This is a genomic window from Shewanella bicestrii (assembly GCF_002216875.1).
In the GTDB taxonomy this organism is placed as follows: domain Bacteria; phylum Pseudomonadota; class Gammaproteobacteria; order Enterobacterales; family Shewanellaceae; genus Shewanella; species Shewanella seohaensis.
Genome location: NZ_CP022358.1, coordinates 1,878,580 through 1,895,660 on the forward strand (window position 1 = coordinate 1,878,580; position 17,081 = coordinate 1,895,660).

General features: G+C 46.5%; 15 protein-coding genes and 8 tRNA genes. 19 read left to right on the top strand and 4 right to left on the bottom strand.

Annotated elements, in window-relative coordinates:
• Positions 1 to 327 precede the first annotated feature (327 nt).
• Complete coding sequence (locus tag CF168_RS08200; protein WP_011623136.1) at positions 328 to 933, top strand: peroxiredoxin; 606 nt, start codon at positions 328 to 330, stop codon at positions 931 to 933.
• Positions 934 to 1,016: 83 nt separating this feature from the next.
• On the opposite strand, the gene rnt is transcribed toward CF168_RS08200, so the two are convergent.
• On the bottom strand, positions 1,017 to 1,685 hold the full coding sequence (gene rnt, locus CF168_RS08205; protein ID WP_089067559.1) for a ribonuclease T: 669 nt from the start codon (positions 1,683 to 1,685) through the stop codon (positions 1,017 to 1,019).
• A 142-nt stretch (positions 1,686 to 1,827) separates the two neighbouring features.
• On the opposite strand from rnt, the gene motY reads away from it, so the two are divergent.
• From motY to CF168_RS08295, 18 genes are all read left to right on the top strand, one after another.
• Complete coding sequence (gene motY, locus CF168_RS08210) at positions 1,828 to 2,700, top strand: flagellar protein MotY (protein ID WP_089067560.1); 873 nt, start codon at positions 1,828 to 1,830, stop codon at positions 2,698 to 2,700.
• Positions 2,701 to 3,494: 794 nt separating this feature from the next.
• Positions 3,495 to 5,675 (top strand): prolyl oligopeptidase family serine peptidase, encoded by a 2,181-nt coding sequence (locus CF168_RS08215; RefSeq protein ID WP_089067561.1) that lies wholly within the window; start codon positions 3,495 to 3,497, stop codon positions 5,673 to 5,675.
• A 170-nt stretch (positions 5,676 to 5,845) separates the two neighbouring features.
• Positions 5,846 to 6,247 carry a tol-pal system-associated acyl-CoA thioesterase gene (gene ybgC, locus CF168_RS08220; protein ID WP_011626519.1) on the top strand — a complete coding sequence of 134 codons (402 nt, stop codon included), beginning with the start codon at positions 5,846 to 5,848 and terminating at the stop codon, positions 6,245 to 6,247.
• Positions 6,237 to 6,923 carry a protein TolQ gene (gene tolQ / locus CF168_RS08225; protein ID WP_011623131.1) on the top strand — a complete coding sequence of 229 codons (687 nt, stop codon included), beginning with the start codon at positions 6,237 to 6,239 and terminating at the stop codon, positions 6,921 to 6,923. Before ybgC ends, tolQ begins: the two co-directional genes overlap by 11 nt.
• Complete coding sequence (gene tolR / locus CF168_RS08230; protein ID WP_089067562.1) at positions 6,923 to 7,357, top strand: protein TolR; 435 nt, start codon at positions 6,923 to 6,925, stop codon at positions 7,355 to 7,357. The genes tolQ and tolR overlap by 1 nt, the downstream gene beginning before the upstream one ends.
• A complete protein-coding gene (gene tolA / locus CF168_RS08235; RefSeq protein WP_089067563.1) occupies positions 7,358 to 8,380 on the top strand; it encodes a cell envelope integrity protein TolA in 1,023 nt (340 codons plus the stop codon).
• 9 nt (positions 8,381 to 8,389) lie between these two features.
• Positions 8,390 to 9,718, top strand: coding sequence for a Tol-Pal system beta propeller repeat protein TolB (gene tolB, locus CF168_RS08240; protein ID WP_011717444.1), 1,329 nt, complete (start codon positions 8,390 to 8,392; stop codon positions 9,716 to 9,718).
• 46 nt (positions 9,719 to 9,764) lie between these two features.
• Positions 9,765 to 10,301 (top strand): peptidoglycan-associated lipoprotein Pal, encoded by a 537-nt coding sequence (gene pal, locus CF168_RS08245; RefSeq protein WP_055648392.1) that lies wholly within the window; start codon positions 9,765 to 9,767, stop codon positions 10,299 to 10,301.
• Between the two features lie 24 nt (positions 10,302 to 10,325).
• The gene (gene ybgF, locus CF168_RS08250; protein ID WP_089067564.1) at positions 10,326 to 11,078 is read left to right on the top strand and encodes a tol-pal system protein YbgF; all 753 of its coding nucleotides are present in this window, start codon (positions 10,326 to 10,328) and stop codon (positions 11,076 to 11,078) included.
• 142 nt (positions 11,079 to 11,220) lie between these two features.
• Positions 11,221 to 11,296, top strand: a tRNA-Lys gene (locus CF168_RS08255).
• 54 nt (positions 11,297 to 11,350) lie between these two features.
• Positions 11,351 to 11,426 (top strand) — tRNA-Lys (locus tag CF168_RS08260).
• Positions 11,427 to 11,462: 36 nt separating this feature from the next.
• A tRNA-Lys gene (locus tag CF168_RS08265) sits at positions 11,463 to 11,538 on the top strand.
• Positions 11,539 to 11,573: 35 nt separating this feature from the next.
• Positions 11,574 to 11,649, top strand: a tRNA-Lys gene (locus CF168_RS08270).
• Between the two features lie 37 nt (positions 11,650 to 11,686).
• Positions 11,687 to 11,762: transfer RNA gene (locus tag CF168_RS08275), tRNA-Lys, on the top strand.
• A 37-nt stretch (positions 11,763 to 11,799) separates the two neighbouring features.
• Positions 11,800 to 11,890, top strand: a tRNA-Lys gene (locus CF168_RS08280).
• Positions 11,891 to 11,924: 34 nt separating this feature from the next.
• A tRNA-Lys gene (locus tag CF168_RS08285) sits at positions 11,925 to 12,000 on the top strand.
• 37 nt (positions 12,001 to 12,037) lie between these two features.
• Positions 12,038 to 12,113 (top strand) — tRNA-Lys (locus CF168_RS08290).
• Between the two features lie 167 nt (positions 12,114 to 12,280).
• Entirely contained in the window at positions 12,281 to 13,444 is a 1,164-nt protein-coding gene (locus tag CF168_RS08295) for a DcaP family trimeric outer membrane transporter (protein ID WP_089067565.1), read from the top strand.
• 47 nt (positions 13,445 to 13,491) lie between these two features.
• Here CF168_RS08295 and CF168_RS08300 read toward each other — a convergent pair.
• From CF168_RS08300 to CF168_RS08310, 3 genes are all read right to left on the bottom strand, one after another.
• A protein-coding gene (locus CF168_RS08300) for an IS3 family transposase (protein ID WP_089067288.1) occupies positions 13,492 to 14,708 on the bottom strand; the annotation gives its coding sequence in 2 pieces (ribosomal slippage) (positions 13,492 to 14,360 and positions 14,360 to 14,708; 1,218 coding nt in all).
• 102 nt (positions 14,709 to 14,810) lie between these two features.
• Positions 14,811 to 15,071 (bottom strand): GrxA family glutaredoxin, encoded by a 261-nt coding sequence (locus tag CF168_RS08305; protein WP_011072684.1) that lies wholly within the window; start codon positions 15,069 to 15,071, stop codon positions 14,811 to 14,813.
• Positions 15,072 to 15,131: 60 nt separating this feature from the next.
• Positions 15,132 to 16,904 (bottom strand): DEAD/DEAH box helicase, encoded by a 1,773-nt coding sequence (locus CF168_RS08310; RefSeq protein ID WP_089067566.1) that lies wholly within the window; start codon positions 16,902 to 16,904, stop codon positions 15,132 to 15,134.
• Between the last annotated feature and the right edge of the window lie 177 nt (positions 16,905 to 17,081).

Here is a 17,081-nt window from a genome sequence, read left to right on the forward strand (position 1 = left end):
TGCAAAGGCTGTGTCTGTCCAGTTTACGGCGGCTTAATCTGAAAAATATCTGAAAATGTGAATTGGGTGGGTTTTTACTGTTAGACGAATGTGTTCTCGTACGCTTACCACTCGTCCAGATTGCTCTATCCTTAAGCAGTAGTGTCAAAATGCCCTTGAAAAATGTGATATTGGTCTTAAATAGGTTGTAAGGCAAAACGCACGACTTATAATGCCTAAAGATTTGATTGGTAAGCTCCCTCAAATACACTCGCGCAAATCGGTGCTAGCGTGTTTAAGAGATGTTTTACTTTAATAGTTAGTTCAACTCATAGATGGAGATATAAAATGAGCGTATTAGTAGGCCGTCCGGCTCCTGATTTTACTGCTGCAGCTGTATTAGGTTCTGGCGAAATCGTAGATAGCTTTAACTTAACTGCGGCCATCAAAGGTAAGCCAGCGGTTGTATTTTTCTATCCACTTGACTTCACTTTCGTTTGTCCATCAGAGTTGATCGCTTTCGATCACCGCATGGAAGAGTTCACTAAGCGTGGTGTTGAAGTGATCGGTGTGTCTATCGATTCTCAATTCACTCACAACGCATGGCGCAACACCCCAGTAGAAAAAGGTGGTATTGGCCAAGTGAAATACACTTTAGTTGCTGACGTTAAACACGACATCTGTAAAGCATACGATGTTGAGCACCCAGAAGCTGGTGTGGCTTTCCGTGGTTCATTCCTGATCGACAAAGAAGGTATGGTACGTCACCAAGTAGTTAACGATCTGCCATTAGGCCGTAACGTTGACGAAATGCTGCGTATGATCGACGCTCTGCAATTCCACGAAGAGCACGGTGATGTTTGCCCTGCAGGTTGGGAAAAAGGCGACAAAGGTATGAACGCAAGCACTGAAGGTGTTGCGGCTTACTTAGCAGAAAACGCAAGCTCTCTGTAATTTGCTGATTTTCTTGTAATAAAAAAGCTGCCTCAGGGCAGCTTTTTTATTGGGCGTGTGACAGCGGTTATAAGCATTAACGCTTATTCCTCACCATCTGTATCCTCTGACTCACCAGCGGCTAAGAGTGGCCAACCACCTAAATGCTTCCAGCGGTTGACGATATAGCAAAACAGCTCCGCGGTGCGCTCTGTATCGTAAAGTGCAGAGTGAGCTTCTTTATTATCGAAAGGGATCCCCGCCATGATGCAGGCTTTGGCCAGCACGGTATGGCCGATAGCTAAGCCTGCGAGTGTTGCTGTATCAAAGGTGGCAAAAGGGTGGAAGGGTGAGCGTTTTAAGTCACAACGCTCAATCGCTTTACTCACAAAGCCATGATCGAAGGCGGCGTTGTGCGCCACGATAATACTGCGGTGGCAATCGGAGGCCTTCTGCGCTTTTTTTACGGCTTTAAAAATCTCTAAAAAGGCTTCTTTTTCGCTTACTGCGCCGCGTAATGGATTGGTGGGATCAATACCATTAAAGGCCAGTGCCTCAGGTTCTAAGTTGGCGCCTTCAAAGGGCTCAATATTGAAATGCAGGGTTTTATCAATGCAGAGCAAGCCTTCATCATCCATTTTTAACAGCGTGACGGCTATTTCCAGCAACGCATCGGTTTGAGAGTTGAAGCCCGCGGTTTCGACATCTATCACTACCGGAAAGTAGCCTCGAAATCGGTGTTTCAATTTGTTTGCGTCGCTAATATCGCTCATTAAAGTACCCAAGAAAAATGATAGGGCGCTATTATGCTAAATGAACTAGGATGTGTCATGTTTGATTGGTGGTTTTATGAGCTAAAGGAACTAAAAAGTTTGCCGATAAAACTTCGTAACCGAATAAACACGAGTAAGGGCTATGTGGCGAAAACTGATATTAGTATCAATTTTATGCGTTCCAGCAACTGCAATGGCAGAGTTGCGCCACTATGTGGCCTCTTTGGGAGAATCCCAATGGCGAGTCAGTCAAAACAGCCCCATCGTGTGCCGTCTTGAGCATGATATTCCGTCCTACGGTAAGGCGATTTTCACCAGCGAAGCGGGTAAACAGTTAAATCTTAACTTTACCTTGGACATGTGGGTGAAACCGGACCAAGTCACACAGGCGACCTTGATGAGCCGTGCTCCCCAATGGCGTCCTGGCGTGGTGTCGAAAGAAATCACTTCATTACGTTACCAAAAGTACTTTAATGGTGAAGTGCCAAAACGTGCTGCTTGGTCGATGTTGAGTGAGTTGAGTCGTGGCATGGAACCAACGTTTTATTATGCCGATTGGTACAACCAATCCAATAAAATTGCTGTAGGGCTGTCGGCGGCGAACTTTGGCCGTAAATATGCTGAGTTTAAGTCGTGCCTATCGCATTTATTGCCCTATAGCTTCGAAGATATTGCCTTTACCGTACTTAATTACGAAGAAGGTGGAACCGACTTAACGCGGTTTTCGCAGCAGCAACTTTCGCGTATTCAGGAATATTTGTCCTACGATCCGGATGTGGAGCTGGTGTTAGTCGATGCCTATACCGACAGTTACGGTGGCCGCTCCGTTAACCAAAAAGTGTCGGACAAGCGTGCTGAATCGGTAAAAGATTTCTTTGTCGCCAGTGGGATCCCACAGGATAGGATTGTCACTGTCGGCCATGGTGAGCGCCGTCATGTGGCGTCGAATGACGATATTGAGGAGCGAGCACTCAACCGCCGCGTGGTTATCCGGATCAGTAAGCCACTGATGTGAGTTATTGTCTCTAAGTTAATGCCCATAGCTTATCGTTTAAAAGATAGCGTTACGCCTAGTGTTAATACGTTACAAACAGCAATGCCAAGTCTTCGGACTTGGTATTGTCATTTCTGAAGCGTGCATCTCGCGAATGCATGCGTGTTATTCCAATCTCAATCATTCAAGCTTTTGGCTTTTTAAAGTTCGGCAATGCTAAGAGTGACGCTAAGGCATGAGGTCATTGCTGCGTTTTTAGGGAAGAGGATTAGATTTTTATGTAACAAAAGACGACTGAAAATCGCTAGATTTTCGTGGCGTGTTTGAATCGAGATAAAAAAAAGCCCGCTTAAACTAAGCGGGCCGCAAAAAATGCATTTGCAATCAACAAATTGAAGGAAGGAAGTCAAGCATAAGAACCAGGGATGAACTGACGTCTTAAAAAGACACCAGTTTAAAAGTTCTTTGTTTTCCATATCCGCTAGCGGATATCTCCTGAAAACAAGCACATTTTAGTGCGTCCCAAGGGCTCAAGCAAACGAGAAAAATTGCCCTGACTCATTAGCAAAACTAATGGTTAATTAAGTGATCTGGCTCACTTAAGTCACTATTTAGCTTGATTAACAACTTGTCAGTCAGAATTAATGCATAAAAATACACTTCAATAAACTCATCATTGCTACCACTTTGTTAAATCTTGCCTCTTCGCTAGAAAAGCTCATCTTTTGCTGCGGCATTGCCATGAAAAATTTTGCTTGTATAGTACTTGCTGCAAAAGAGCGTTAAGCCGGACATCACCAAAAGGACGATAAAAGATGGCATTAAGATTTCGCCTTGCCCAGCAAGGTTTATTAGTGGCCACATTGGGCATGGCGTTGGCCGCCTGCCAGAGTGGCAATACGCCAGAAGAGGCCGCACAGCAGGTCAGCGCAAACAAATTGGTTTACCCAGAAACCCGAAAAGACAACTTAGTCGAGACTATTCAAGGTGTTGCAGTGGCGGACCCTTACCGCCACCTTGAAGAAAACACGCCAGAAACTGAAAGCTGGGTAAAAGAACAACAGGCCTTTGGTCAAGCTTACTTGGCGAAGATCCCCAACAAACAAGCCGTGGTTGACCGTATCACAGAGCTGTGGAACTACGAGAAAATCTCTGCTCCCTTCGAGAATGGCGATAACCAGTTTTATTACCGTAACGATGGTTTACAAGCGCAATCGGTGCTGTATGTAAAAGGCAAAGATGGCGTTGAGAAACCTGTACTGGATCCAAATGGTTTTTCAGCCGATGGAACTGTGGCACTTTCTGGCGTTTCCGTCAGTAATGACGGCAAGATTCTAGCCTATGGTGTGTCTAAGTCAGGCTCTGACTGGCAGCAGTGGCAGTTTATCGATATTGCCACGGGTAAAAAGCTGAAAGATGAACTCAACTGGATTAAATTCTCCAGCGCAGTGTGGGATAAGGAAAACCAAGGTGTTTTCTATGCCCGTTACGATGCGCCTGCGGGCGGTGATTTACTGGCCGATGTCAATTTTAACCAAAAAGTGTATTACCACAAATTAGGCACAGATCAGCGCCAAGATTTATTGATTTACGAACGCCCACAAAATAAAGATTGGGGCTTTGGCATCGATGTGTCTGAGCAGGGCGAATATTTACTGTTGTCAATTTCGCAAGGCACAGACAAACGTAATCGTTTCTTCTATAAATCACTGTTTGAACCTAAAGCGCAGGTGGTTGAATTAATCCTTAACCTCGAAGCGGAATATGAGTTTTTAGGGAATGATGGCGCGGTATTTTATTTCAAGACCGATTTAGATGCGCCAAACGGTAAAGTGATTGCCATCGATACCCGTAATAGTGATAAATCCCAGTGGCAAACCATTATTCCAGAATCGAAAGATCCTATTAATAAAGTGGCCATTATTAATGACCATTTAGTCGTCAGTTATTTGCACGATGTATTGGGTCAGTTATCGATTTTCAGCATGGGCGGACAAAAGCGTCAGGATGTCACTTTGCCTGGCAAAGGTAATGTCGCAGGGCCTTTCGGTAAGGCGAGCAAAGACTATTTCTACTATGTCTTTAACAGCTATATTCAACCCGAAACCACCTATAAGTTCGATTTTAAAACGGCAGAGTCCACAGTAGTCGCTAAGCCGCAGGTGTCGTTCAATCCCGATGACTATGTGTCTGAGCAAGTGTTCTACACCAGTAAGGACGGTACTCGCGTCCCTATGATGGTGTCTTACAAGAAAGGGCTGGTGAAGAATGGTCAAAACCCAACGCTTCTGTATGCCTATGGCGGCTTTGCGATTTCAATGACACCGCGTTTTAGTCCTGCCAACATCGCTTGGTTAGATATGGGCGGCATTTACGCCGTACCAAGCCTACGTGGCGGTGCGGATTACGGCGAAAGCTGGCACCAAGCGGGGATGTTCGATAAAAAGCAAAATGTGTTTGATGACTATTTTGCGGCGGCCGAATACCTAATCAACGAAAAATACACCAACAGCACTAAGTTAGGTGCCTATGGTCGCAGTAACGGTGGTTTGTTAATGGGCGCTGCGGTTACTCAACGTCCGGAACTGTTCGCCGCAGTGTTACCGGCCGTGGGTGTGCTAGATATGCTGCGTTTCCACAAGTTCACCATTGGCTGGGCTTGGACCAGTGAATACGGCAGTGCTGACAACGCTGAACAATTCCCTGCGTTATTGGCTTACTCGCCATACCACAACGTTAAAGCCCAGGCCTATCCTGCAACTATGGTGATGACGGCTGACCATGACGATCGCGTGGTACCACTTCACAGCTTTAAGTTTGCCGCCATGATGCAAGAGAAGCAGCAGGGCGATAAACCCGTCATTATGCGCATAGAGTCCAATGCCGGGCACGGTGCTGGCAAACCGACGGCGATGAAGATCGACGAGTTTGCCGACATTTACAGCTTCCTGTGGCAAAGCTTCGGGCTGACATTGCCGCAAACCCTCGCAAAATAGCGAACTATGTTAATGAAATGGGGTCGTTTGACCCCATTGTTATTTACAAATCCCTCAATTGCGCTGAAACCCGCGCTATCCCTATCTATATCTTCGTCGGGTCATTCACAAGTCTTGTTTCCCTAGGTATAGTAAGCGTCAATTTTTCAACCAAAATTTGCTGATTTCAAATGACGTTTAATTGGCCCATTTCAGTCTATTACGAAGACACCGACGCAGGCGGCGTTGTCTATCATTCGAACTATCTCAATTTTTTTGAGCGGGCGCGAACCGAGTGGTTAAGAGCCTTAGGCGTAAGCCAGACTGCACTGTTAGCCGATGATACGGCGTTTGTAGTTAAGCGGGCGGAATTGGATTTTAAAAAAGCCGCGCGTTTTGAACAGAACCTTATTGTAGAAACTAAGGTCATAGAGTTGAAAAAGGCCTCGTTGGTATTTCATCAACGTTTGGTTGATCATCAGGGAGACTGTTATTGTGAAGGTACAGTGCTAGTGGCCTGTGTTGCCTTATCACGAATGCGTCCCCGAGCTATTCCCTTAAATATTGTGCAGGAGTTTGACAGTGCAAGCTGATATGTCGATTGTTGGGTTATTTTTACAAGCCAGTTTATTAGTGAAATTTGTGATGTTCACTTTACTTTGCTTGTCTGTAATGTCTTGGACGGTGATTTTACAACGCCGTAGCTTATTGACATCTGCAAAAAGTAAATCGGCAAAATTTGAAGATAAATTTTGGTCAGGCGTTGATTTAAATCGTCTGTATAAAGAATTATCGGCTCGTCCAGATAATACTGGCTTAGAGTCATTATTTGTGACGGGTTTTAAAGAATATTCACGTCTAAATAAATTAAATAACAAAGTGCCCGATGCGGTGATGGATGGGACTTCACGTGCCATGCGCGTCACCTTATCCCGTGAATTAGAAAAGTTAGAAGCCAACTTACCTTTATTGGCAACTATTGGTTCGACTAGCCCTTATATCGGTTTGTTTGGTACGGTATGGGGTATTATGAATTCATTTATCGCTATCGGCTCAATGGAAAACGCGACGCTCGCCATGGTGGCGCCAGGTATTGCAGAAGCACTGATTGCAACCGCAATGGGTCTGTTTGCGGCAATCCCAGCCGTTATCGCTTATAACCGTTTTGCGACTCAAGTTGAAAAGCTGGAAATCGGTTACGCTAACTTTATGGAAGAGTTTTCTAGCATCCTGCATCGCCAAGCATACAGTGAGAAGGAAGGCGTATAATGCAAGTCGGTTATCAGCGTAAACGTCGTCGCCCCGTTGCCGAAATCAACGTGGTGCCTTATATCGACGTCATGCTCGTGCTGCTGATTATTTTCATGGTAACAGCGCCGATTGTGACCCAAGGGGTGAAAGTGGAGCTGCCACAAGGGGCGGCTGAAGTATTGCCTGCGGACAGTAAGCCGCCAGTGGTCGCGTCTATCGATGCTGACGGTGCTTATTTCCTCAATCAGGGCGGTTCTAATAACGAAGAGATGGAATTGGATGAGTTAGCCACCGCCGTCGCGGCGATCATGTTGACAGAACCTGAGCGCCCTGTGGTGGTGAAAGCCGATAGAAATATTCCTTACGATAACGTGATCCAATTGATGGTGACCCTGCAGCAGGCAGGTGTTCCCTCAGTCGGTTTGATGACGGATTCACCCAAGGAGAAATAGGTGGCGGATAATTCAAATGTTGCATTACCTCTGTCAATTTCAGCAGGTATTCATATTGGCGTGATAATTATTCTGGCCATTGGCATAGATTTCACCCATAAACCTGAACCTGTGCAACAAGTTAGCGCCCCTGCAGTAAAAGCTGTTATGGTTGATCAGCAAAAAGTGGCTAATCAAGTTGAAAAGCTTAAGCAGGAAAAGCGCGATGCTGAGCGCCGCGAACGTGAGCGCCAAGCCGAACTTGAACGCAAAGCACAGGAAGCAAAGCAAGCCCGTGAGCGTGAACAAGCACAGTTGAAGAAACTGGCGGAAGAACGTAAGCAGCAAGAAATTGAGACCCAAAAGGCCAATGATGCCGCGAAAGCCGCGCAGGTGAAGCAGCAACAGGAAAAGGAAAAAGCGCAGAAAGCTGAAGCCGACCGCAAGCAGAAGGAGCAAGAACGTAAACTTGCTGAAGATGCAGCTCAAAAAGCGGCGGAAAAACGCAAAGTAGAAGAGGCCGCAGCCGCGAAAGCCGAGGCAGATCGTAAGCAGAAGGAAGCCGAAGCCAAGGCGAAAGCCGAGGCAGACGCTAAGGCCAAAGCGGAGGCAAAAGCCAAGGCAGATGCTGAAGCTAAAGCAAAAGCCGAAGCTAAGGCAAAAGCGGATGCAGAAGCTAAAGTGCGTGCCCAGCAAGAGCAGGAAATGGCTGATGCGTTAGCCGCCGAACAGGCTGCGTTATCGCAAACCATGAATAAGCAAATGCAGACGGAAGTGGGTAAATACACCGCGATGATTAAATCGACGATTCAACGCAACCTGGTGGTTGACGAGTCGATGCGTGGTAAAACCTGTACTGTTTCTGTGCGTTTAGCCAACGATGGTTTTGTGATCAGCAGTCAGACACAGGGTGGCGATCCTAACGTTTGCCGTGCAGCAAAAGCGGCGATTTTAAAAGCGGGCAAGTTACCAGTGTCTCCGGATCCTGCGGTTTATAACTTGATGAAAGAAATTAACTTAATCGTTGAACCAACGTTTAATTAAAGGAGTCCCATGAAAATTTTGGCAAAATGGTTAGCATTGGCGGTTCTGCTTTGCACTATGCCGGCAAAAGCGGCGCTGGATATTGTGATCACTGAGGGTGTGGATGCGGCGCGTCCAATCGCAGTGATGCCATTCCAATGGCAAGGAGCGGGGGCACCACCTCAGGCGATCGCCGATGTGGTAATGTCTGATTTAATACGTAGCGGTACCTTTAAACCATTAGATGAATTAGGGTTACCACAACGTGGTATCGGTGCTTTAGCCCAGTTTGACGCGAGTGCGTGGGCCAATGTGGGTGCCGAAGCCGTTGTTGTGGGATCGGTAAAACCCTATGGCACAGATCAGTTTTTGGTGAGCTTTGACCTTATCGATTTGGTTAAAGCGCAAAACCAAGCGCTAAAAGGGCCTACCAGTGCGACAGAGTTTTTGATGGATAGTCGCCAAACGGTGATTTCTGCGGCGCAGTTCCGTCAATATGGCCACCGTATCAGCGATATCGTCTATGAGAAGCTGACGGGTATTCGTGGTGCTTTCTTAACCCGTATTTCCTACGTGGTGGTTAACCATACCCAGAAAGCGGCTTATTCACTGATGATCGCCGACTATGACGGTTACAACGAGCAGATGTTGCTGCGCTCTCCAGAGCCGCTGATGTCTCCTTCTTGGTCACCCGATGGCCGTCGTTTAGCTTATGTGAGCTTTGAAAACAAAAAGGCTGAGATTTTTGTTCAGGATCTTTACACCCAAGTACGTACTAAGGTGAGTAGCTTCCCTGGCATTAACGGTGCACCGACATTCTCGCCCGATGGTAAATCCTTAGCAGTGACCCTCTCAAAGGATGGTCAACCTGAGATTTACGTTATCGATATCGCCACTAAGGCAGCAAAACGTATTACCAACCACTATTCCATCGATACTGAGCCATCTTGGTATCCCGATGGCAAGTCATTGTTGTTTACCTCCGAGCGCGGTGGTAGACCACAGTTATATCGTGTAGATTTAAATTCAGGCAAAGTGACCCGTGAAACCTTTGAAGGTGAATGGAATTTAGGTGGTTCAATTACCCCTGATGGTCGCAGCATGATTTTTGTGAATCGCACAAACGGTAAATTTAATATTGCACGTATGGATTTAAGTACGCGCTTTATGCAGGTGCTGACATCGACACGTTTGGACGAATCTCCAAGTGTGGCCCCTAATGGTACTATGGTGATTTATGGCACTACGTATCAAGGCAAGCAAGTTTTAGCAGCTGTTTCTACGGACGGACGCTTTAAAGCGAGATTACCGGTAGGTCAGGGCGAGGTGAAATCACCTTCTTGGTCTCCGTTTCTCTAATGTATTAGCTAGATTTATTCACATTTAATTTTATAAGGAACAGATAATGGATCTGAACAAGTTGTTAAAAGCTATGTTGGTAGCACTTCCAATTATGGCTATTAGTGCGTGTAGCTCAACTTCTGAATCAGAAACTGATGCAATGGGCTCTACAAACGGTTCTGGTAGCGAACTGAATGGTGGTGGCGTTCAAACTGGCGGTATTGGTGGAATGTTGTCACCTGAAGAGCAACAACGTCAGCAACTCGAGCAGTTGAGAAAAGAACACATCATTTACTTCGACTTCGACCGCAGTGAAGTTCAAACTGAATATGCCGCTGTACTCGAAGCCCACGGTACTTATTTAGTTGAGCACCCAAGCGTACGCGTATTGATTGAAGGTCATGCCGACGAGCGTGGCACGCCTGAATACAACATCGCACTGGGTGAGCGTCGTGCTAAAGCTGTTGCTAAATACTTACAAGGCATGGGTGTACAACCTAGCCAAATGAGCATCGTAAGCTATGGCGAAGAGAAGCCACTTGACTTCACTCGTACCGATGAAGGTTTTGCTAAAAACCGTCGTGCAGTTTTAGTTTACTAAGATTGAATTACGGAGAGTAACTAGATGAAACGTGCCGTCTTAATTACGGCAATGTTCTTCGGCGCAGGAGCTGCAGTTGCAGCTCCTGCTCCTGTTGAAGATATTGCTGGTGGTTCAGGTGATGACAGACTTGCTCGTTTAGAGCGCATTGTAAAATCGAGACAACAAAGCGAAATTGATATGCAGCGCCGTCTGGATACTTTGCAGCAAGAAGTTCTCGACTTACGTGGTTTGACCGAACAACAGAATTATCAAATAGAGCAGATGCAACAACGTCAGCGTCAGCTTTACGATGAAATTGCCAATTTATCCTCCAAAGCCGCTGCCGCGCCAGCAGCTTCTACTCCTGCAACGCCCGCTGCTGCCGCAGCAAGTGCCAATGCCGCCGCCAGTAGCTTAAGTGAAACGGCCAGCTACGAAGGTGCGGTGAACTTAGTGCTGAAAGAGCGCAAGTATGACGATGCTATCCCAGCGTTTCGCGCCTTCATTAAACAGTATCCGGATTCAGTTTATGCTGCCAATGCCAACTATTGGTTAGGACAGTTACTGTTTAACAAGAGTGAATTTGCTGAAGCCAAACAAGCCTTCAATACCGTCGTGACCCGTTTTAGTGATTCCAACAAACGTGGTGACAGTCTAGTGAAGCTTGGCATGATCGCAGAGAAAACCGGTGATAAAGCCGGTGCGACTCAATACTACCAACAAGTGGTAAAAGACTACGCCAACAGCGCTGCAGCACGCATTGCCCAACAACAATTGGCTGCAATTAAAGCATAATTAACTAAAAAACATACTCTTAGTCTGTTTTTCATGCAAACGACAAAAAATTGGGAATTTACGCTTGCATGGGAAAATGAAAAAGGTATTATAGGCGCCCTCGGAACGGCGAGGTCGTTCGGGGCGCAAAATACCAGTAAATGGGTCGTTAGCTCAGTCGGTAGAGCAGTTGGCTTTTAACCAATTGGTCGAAGGTTCGAATCCTTCACGACCCACCACTTACTCTAGTAAATAGAATAAGTTAGCGGTATTTGAAGTGTTGTAAATAAGATGGGTCGTTAGCTCAGTCGGTAGAGCAGTTGGCTTTTAACCAATTGGTCGAAGGTTCGAATCCTTCACGACCCACCACTTTACTGAAAGTGAATAACTCAGTGCCAAATAGATGGGTCGTTAGCTCAGTCGGTAGAGCAGTTGGCTTTTAACCAATTGGTCGAAGGTTCGAATCCTTCACGACCCACCACTTTTCTGAAAGTGTAAAACTCAGAGTCCTTAGATGGGTCGTTAGCTCAGTCGGTAGAGCAGTTGGCTTTTAACCAATTGGTCGAAGGTTCGAATCCTTCACGACCCACCACTTTACTGAGAGTGAATAAATCAGCGCAAAAATAGATGGGTCGTTAGCTCAGTCGGTAGAGCAGTTGGCTTTTAACCAATTGGTCGAAGGTTCGAATCCTTCACGACCCACCACTTTACTGAAAGTGAATAAATCAGCGCCAAAATAGACGGGTCGTTAGCTCAGTCGCTTTTTTTATAAAGCTAGGGCAGTTGGCTTTTAACCAATCAGTCGAATGGTTTAAATCCTTCACGATTCGCCACTTTTCTGGAAGTGTAAAATTCAGAGTCCTAGATGGGTCGTTAGCTCAGTCGGTAGAGCAGTTGGCTTTTAACCAATTGGTCGAAGGTTCGAATCCTTCACGACCCACCACTTTACTGAAAGTGAATAAATCAGTGCAAAAACAAATGGGTCGTTAGCTCAGTCGGTAGAGCAGTTGGCTTTTAACCAATTGGTCGAAGGTTCGAATCCTTCACGACCCACCACTCTTAAATTCCCTAGTAAACTCTTCCTCAGCATGTAATCACAAAGCATTTTCGCTTTGTTTTTAGCATTTTCTACTTTTGTCTCATAGACTTATTGCCAATGTTGCTCGCTTGTTAAATTGTCCATATTGGCTGCGGACAAATAATAACAACTGGGGAAACATAAAATGAAACAAGCAAAACTTAGCTTGCTTTACTCTGCAACCTTATTGGCATTTATGGGCTCTGCCAATGCGGCTTCTTTAAAAAATACTGACGTTGAATTTGGTGGCTATATCAAGGCGGACGTAATGTTCAGCGATTATGGCAATGGGGCACCAGATTCGGGGGATTTATCCCGTCAGTTTTATGTACCGGGTACCATTTACGGTAAAGAAGGCAATGGTAACCAAGTGGTGGATTTCCAAGCCCGTGAGACGCGATTCAATTTTAAGGCGGCAACGGATCTTGATGGCCATAGCTTATCGGGCTTTATTGAGCTGGATTTTATGACCCACACAGATGGCAATGAGCGGGTGTCTAACAGCTATTCACCACGTATCCGCCATGCCTATGTGTCCTATGATAATTGGACCGTAGGTCAAACCTGGACCACATTCCAAAACCCTGCTGCCTTGCCTGAAAACCTCGACTTTGTGGGTGCTGCAGATGGTACGCCCTTTGTGCGCCAATCGTTACTGCGTTATACCCATGGTAATTTCCAATTTGCGATAGAAAACCCTGAAACAACGGTAACACCGAACCAAGGTGGTGCACGCATCACTAGTGGTAATGGTGTCGTGCCTGATGTGGTGGCGAGATACAATCTCAAGACGGACGGTGGTGCTTCATTCTCGTTTGCGGGTATCGCCCGTCAACTCAATTTAGAAACCAAAATCGGTGCGACTCAAATCGATAGTTCGAGCTTCGGCTACGGCGCCAGTGTGGCGGGGATTATTCCCATTGGGAAAGATGATCTGCGCTTTACCGCAACCTATGGTGACGGTTTAGGGCGTTATATGGCGCTTAACTATATTAATGCCGGCGTGTTAGATGCGAGCGGTGATATTGAATCCATTCGTACCTTCGGCGGCTTTGTGTCTTACCGTCATTGGTGGAACGAACAGTGGCGCACCAGTGTGACATTCTCTGGCATGCAAGCGGATAATGATGTGGCCTTAACGGGCACAGGGGTGAATAAGGATGCTTATTCTGGCTATATCAACCTGTTGTATTCCCCTAGCAAACCACTGACCTTTGGGGTTGAATATATGTACGCCCAGAATAGTAAAGAGAATGGTGATGATGGTGATTTAAGCCGGATCATCTTCTCGGCGAAGTATGTGCTCTAAGGTTGTATATATGTCTCGTCCTGAAATAAGTTGACACTTATTTCCACCTAAAACGCTCGATGAACCTCATCGGGCGTTTTGTATTTTAAGGCCAAATGTGGCCGCCGTTGATTATAGATGGCTACCGCTTCTGTCACCATTTGTCGCGCCTCCTCCAGCGTTGCGGGCTTATGTGTTAAAAACTCCTGCTTCAAGATGCCATTCACTCGCTCTGCTAAGGCATTTTGATAGCAGTCATATCCGTCTGTCATTGAGCATGTCACGCCATGTTGTGCGTGAACCGCTTGATACGCGTTTGAGCAGTACTGTATCCCTCGGTCTGAGTGGTGTATCAGCGGTTTACTTTTATCTTGTCGCTGCTTCAGCGCCCGTTTGTAGGCCGTTAGCACCCCGTCTGTTTTAAGATTATCATCAACATGATAGCCCACGATTTTTCGTGACCAGGCATCGGTCACCAAGCTTAAATAGGCTTCATTATCTTGCAGTGGCAGATAGGTAATATCCGCCACCCAGACTTGCTCTGAGCGGCTGATGTCTACTTGCTGCTCGCTGGGCTTAAGCAAGTTGGGATGACACCTAAATCGATGATGGCTATGGGTCGTTTTATGGTACGCCCGCTTAGGCGTGACCAACAAACGATGCGCCCTAAGACAGCGAAATAACCGGTCTCGTCCTATCACTATTTGATGCATTTTGTTGAGTAAATACTGCAGTTTACGCGTACCGACTCGCGGTTGAAGTAGCCGTTCATATTGTACCATTTGCACCACCTGTTGCTCCCTTTGCTCCCATTCTGTTTGCCGCTGGCATTGTTGATAATACGCCTGGCGACTGATGCCAAGGTAACGACAGCATTGGGTGACGCCATAACCTATGGCCGTTTTTTCTTGGAGCGTTTCGCGGGTGGCTTTTTTACGACGGATATCCCGTAGTCAGTTCTGAGTTTTTCGACAATGGCTTCGAAGAACGCCGCTTTCATGCGGGTATCTTCCAGTTCGGCTTCGAGGGCTTTTATCTTTTGCTCGGGGGTGAGCGTGGTGGGTTCAGTCATCAACTGTCCTCGCATTGATGTTGGCGGCGTCCCTAGGGACCAATCCAGTTTGCCATGCTTGCGTAACCACACTAACACGGTGGAGCAACCTTGAATACCGTACTTGTCTTGCGCCTGCTTATAGGTCAGCTCGCCTTTTTCCACTTGGTCGACAACCGCCAATTTAAAAGCGAGGGAATAATCGCGTTGAGTTCGTTTAATTGTTGAAGTCATTACACTCTCCAAAATGAGTTTGAAAAGTGTCAACGCTATTTAGGACGGGTCAATAGATAAATAAAAAGGAGACCTCAGGTCTCCTTTTACATCACATTAGGATTAACCTAACAGATTGTTATCGCGAACATATTGTTCGAAATCGGTGCAACCACCTACGTGTTTTTCATCAACGAAAATCTGTGGCACAGTTTCGACTGGCTTGCCGACAGTCTTCTCGAGATCCGCTTTAGAAATCCCTTCGGCGTGGATATCCACGTATCTAAATTTAAAGTCATCACGTTTTTCAACGAGTTGCTCTGACAGTTGTACTGCTCGCACGCAATAAGGACAGCCAGGACGGCCAAAAATAACAACGTACATAATAGCTCCTTAGGATTACTTTAAGCGTTTTATACCATAGCGCTAACCGAATTGATAATGTCAGATGTGTTTATTTTCAGTTTGATAGCGCCCTTGGTAATCGAAATAGCTTTCGAGCAGATCCCAGCCTTTTTTATGCTTTTTCAGCAGTAACAGATCTGGCATCCGAAAAGCGGCGCTATCGGCAATCAGCTCAGACACTTTTTTGTATTGCTTAGGTTTTAGGCCCGGCGTGCGACTATGGGGGAAAATAAATAGCACATACAAGGCACGCCATTGGGCGGGCGTTTGCAGTTTAAAGCGTCGATTAAACTCGTTTCCTTCAATGTCCAGATATTGCACCTTAAGATCGCCCGCATCATCCATTAACGTCATATGCTGGCAGCGGAACAGATGATGGTGCTGCTTATTCAATACTTGCTTAAGGCGTTTATCGGGGTCGATTAAGGTCGACTGGCAATGCAGGCAAATACGCGCTGCTATGTCGTTCTCTTGTCCGCAATCAGGACAGGATTTAGATCTAAATCGAAAATCACATTGCTGCTTTTGCCCATGATGCTCGACTATGCCCTGACAGCGACGGCCAAAGTGTTCGATAATATCGCCATCATTGTCGGTTAATCCCCAAAAGATATTAGCAAACTGGCAGACAGGGCAGTGCACTTGTACCGGAACCGACTTGCTATTGGGCTTAGCTTGGCCGACTTCTGGAAAATACAAATCATAGCCATTGGCAGCGTAATCAATCACTAAACAATCTTTTTTACCTTCACAGATCCTAAGACCGCGGCCAATCATTTGCTGAAACAAACTCACCGATGCGGTGGGGCGTAAAATTGCAATCAAATCCACATGGGGCGCATCGAATCCGGTGGTCAATACCGCGACGTTGACAAGGAACTTAAGCTCTCTGGCTTTAAAGCGCTCGATAAGCTCATCACGTTCATTATCTGGCGTTTGCGCCGTGACGATTGCCGTTTGCTCGCCGTGTTCCTTGTTAAGCTGGCTAACAATTTCTTCCGCATGGCGCACTGTTGCCGCAAAAATAATGATCCCTTGGCGATGGTGACTCAGTTCAATCAGTTGCTTCACAATCGCCGTTGTCGCACGCCCAGCGTGATTCAGCAGCGCATTGACTTGGGCCTCGGGATATTCGCCATTGTCATTGGGCTTGATTTGGCTGAAGTCATATTGGGCGCTTAAACCATCAAATAAAGTGGGCGCGGTTAAATAGCCTTGTTTAATCAGCGGACGGATGGGGAGCTCGAAAATACACTGCTCGAAGATCCCAAGTTCAGGCGAGCCGACTTTGCCGTGGTAGTGGCGTTTGTAAATCCAACCTGTCCCGAGCCGATAGGGAGTTGCAGTTAGGCCTAATAATTTGAGCTTGGGATTACGCTCTTGTAAATGACTTAAGAGCTGCTGATATTGGCTGGTTTTTTCGAGGCTGACTCTGTGGCACTCATCGATAATCACCAGCGAGAAGGGCTCATCGAATTGAGTTAAGGCGCGCGCGGCGGATTGGATACTGGCCACGACGGTTTTGCCGTCAGTCGATTTTTGATTTAACCCAGCGGAGTAAATGCTGGCCTCAGTCGTCAGTAATCCGACCTTTTGCGCGTTTTGGGCAACCAGTTCCTTCACATGGGTTAAAACCAGCACTCGTCCTCTGGCGATGCGGGCCAGCTCGGCAATAACGATACTTTTCCCGGCACCCGTTGGCAGGACTAACACTGCGGAATCGGTGCTTTTTTTGAAATGCGCGATGGCGGCATCGACGGCTTGTTGCTGATAATCCCTGAGGGTAACACTTGGGCTGGAATTAACTGACACGCTATTAGGTATTCTTGGTCGACTGAGTTTGGCGCCAAGCTTAACACAGAACCAAAAAAATGCCCCTTGGTTGGAGGGGCAACTAAGAGAAAGGGGCAATCAGGCACTTTCTCAACAGGGGTTGCTTCATTTAAAAGAACCAGTACTCGATGGAGTCAGGTTCAAACATACAGGAGC

What these genes read in the sequence shown, in the direction of transcription:
- CF168_RS08295 (WP_089067565.1), top strand. Translation starts at nt 12,281, where the DNA reads ATGAAACAAGCAAAACTTAGCTTGCTTTACTCTGCAACCTTATTGGCA.
- ybgF (WP_089067564.1), top strand. Translation starts at nt 10,326, where the DNA reads ATGAAACGTGCCGTCTTAATTACGGCAATGTTCTTCGGCGCAGGAGCT.
- CF168_RS08200 (WP_011623136.1), top strand. Translation starts at nt 328, where the DNA reads ATGAGCGTATTAGTAGGCCGTCCGGCTCCTGATTTTACTGCTGCAGCT.
- tolR (WP_089067562.1), top strand. Translation starts at nt 6,923, where the DNA reads ATGCAAGTCGGTTATCAGCGTAAACGTCGTCGCCCCGTTGCCGAAATC.
- CF168_RS08215 (WP_089067561.1), top strand. Translation starts at nt 3,495, where the DNA reads ATGGCATTAAGATTTCGCCTTGCCCAGCAAGGTTTATTAGTGGCCACA.
- pal (WP_055648392.1), top strand. Translation starts at nt 9,765, where the DNA reads ATGGATCTGAACAAGTTGTTAAAAGCTATGTTGGTAGCACTTCCAATT.
- motY (WP_089067560.1), top strand. Translation starts at nt 1,828, where the DNA reads ATGTGGCGAAAACTGATATTAGTATCAATTTTATGCGTTCCAGCAACT.
- rnt (WP_089067559.1), bottom strand. Translation starts at nt 1,685, where the DNA reads ATGAGCGATATTAGCGACGCAAACAAATTGAAACACCGATTTCGAGGC.
- tolB (WP_011717444.1), top strand. Translation starts at nt 8,390, where the DNA reads ATGAAAATTTTGGCAAAATGGTTAGCATTGGCGGTTCTGCTTTGCACT.
- CF168_RS08305 (WP_011072684.1), bottom strand. Translation starts at nt 15,071, where the DNA reads ATGTACGTTGTTATTTTTGGCCGTCCTGGCTGTCCTTATTGCGTGCGA.
- ybgC (WP_011626519.1), top strand. Translation starts at nt 5,846, where the DNA reads ATGACGTTTAATTGGCCCATTTCAGTCTATTACGAAGACACCGACGCA.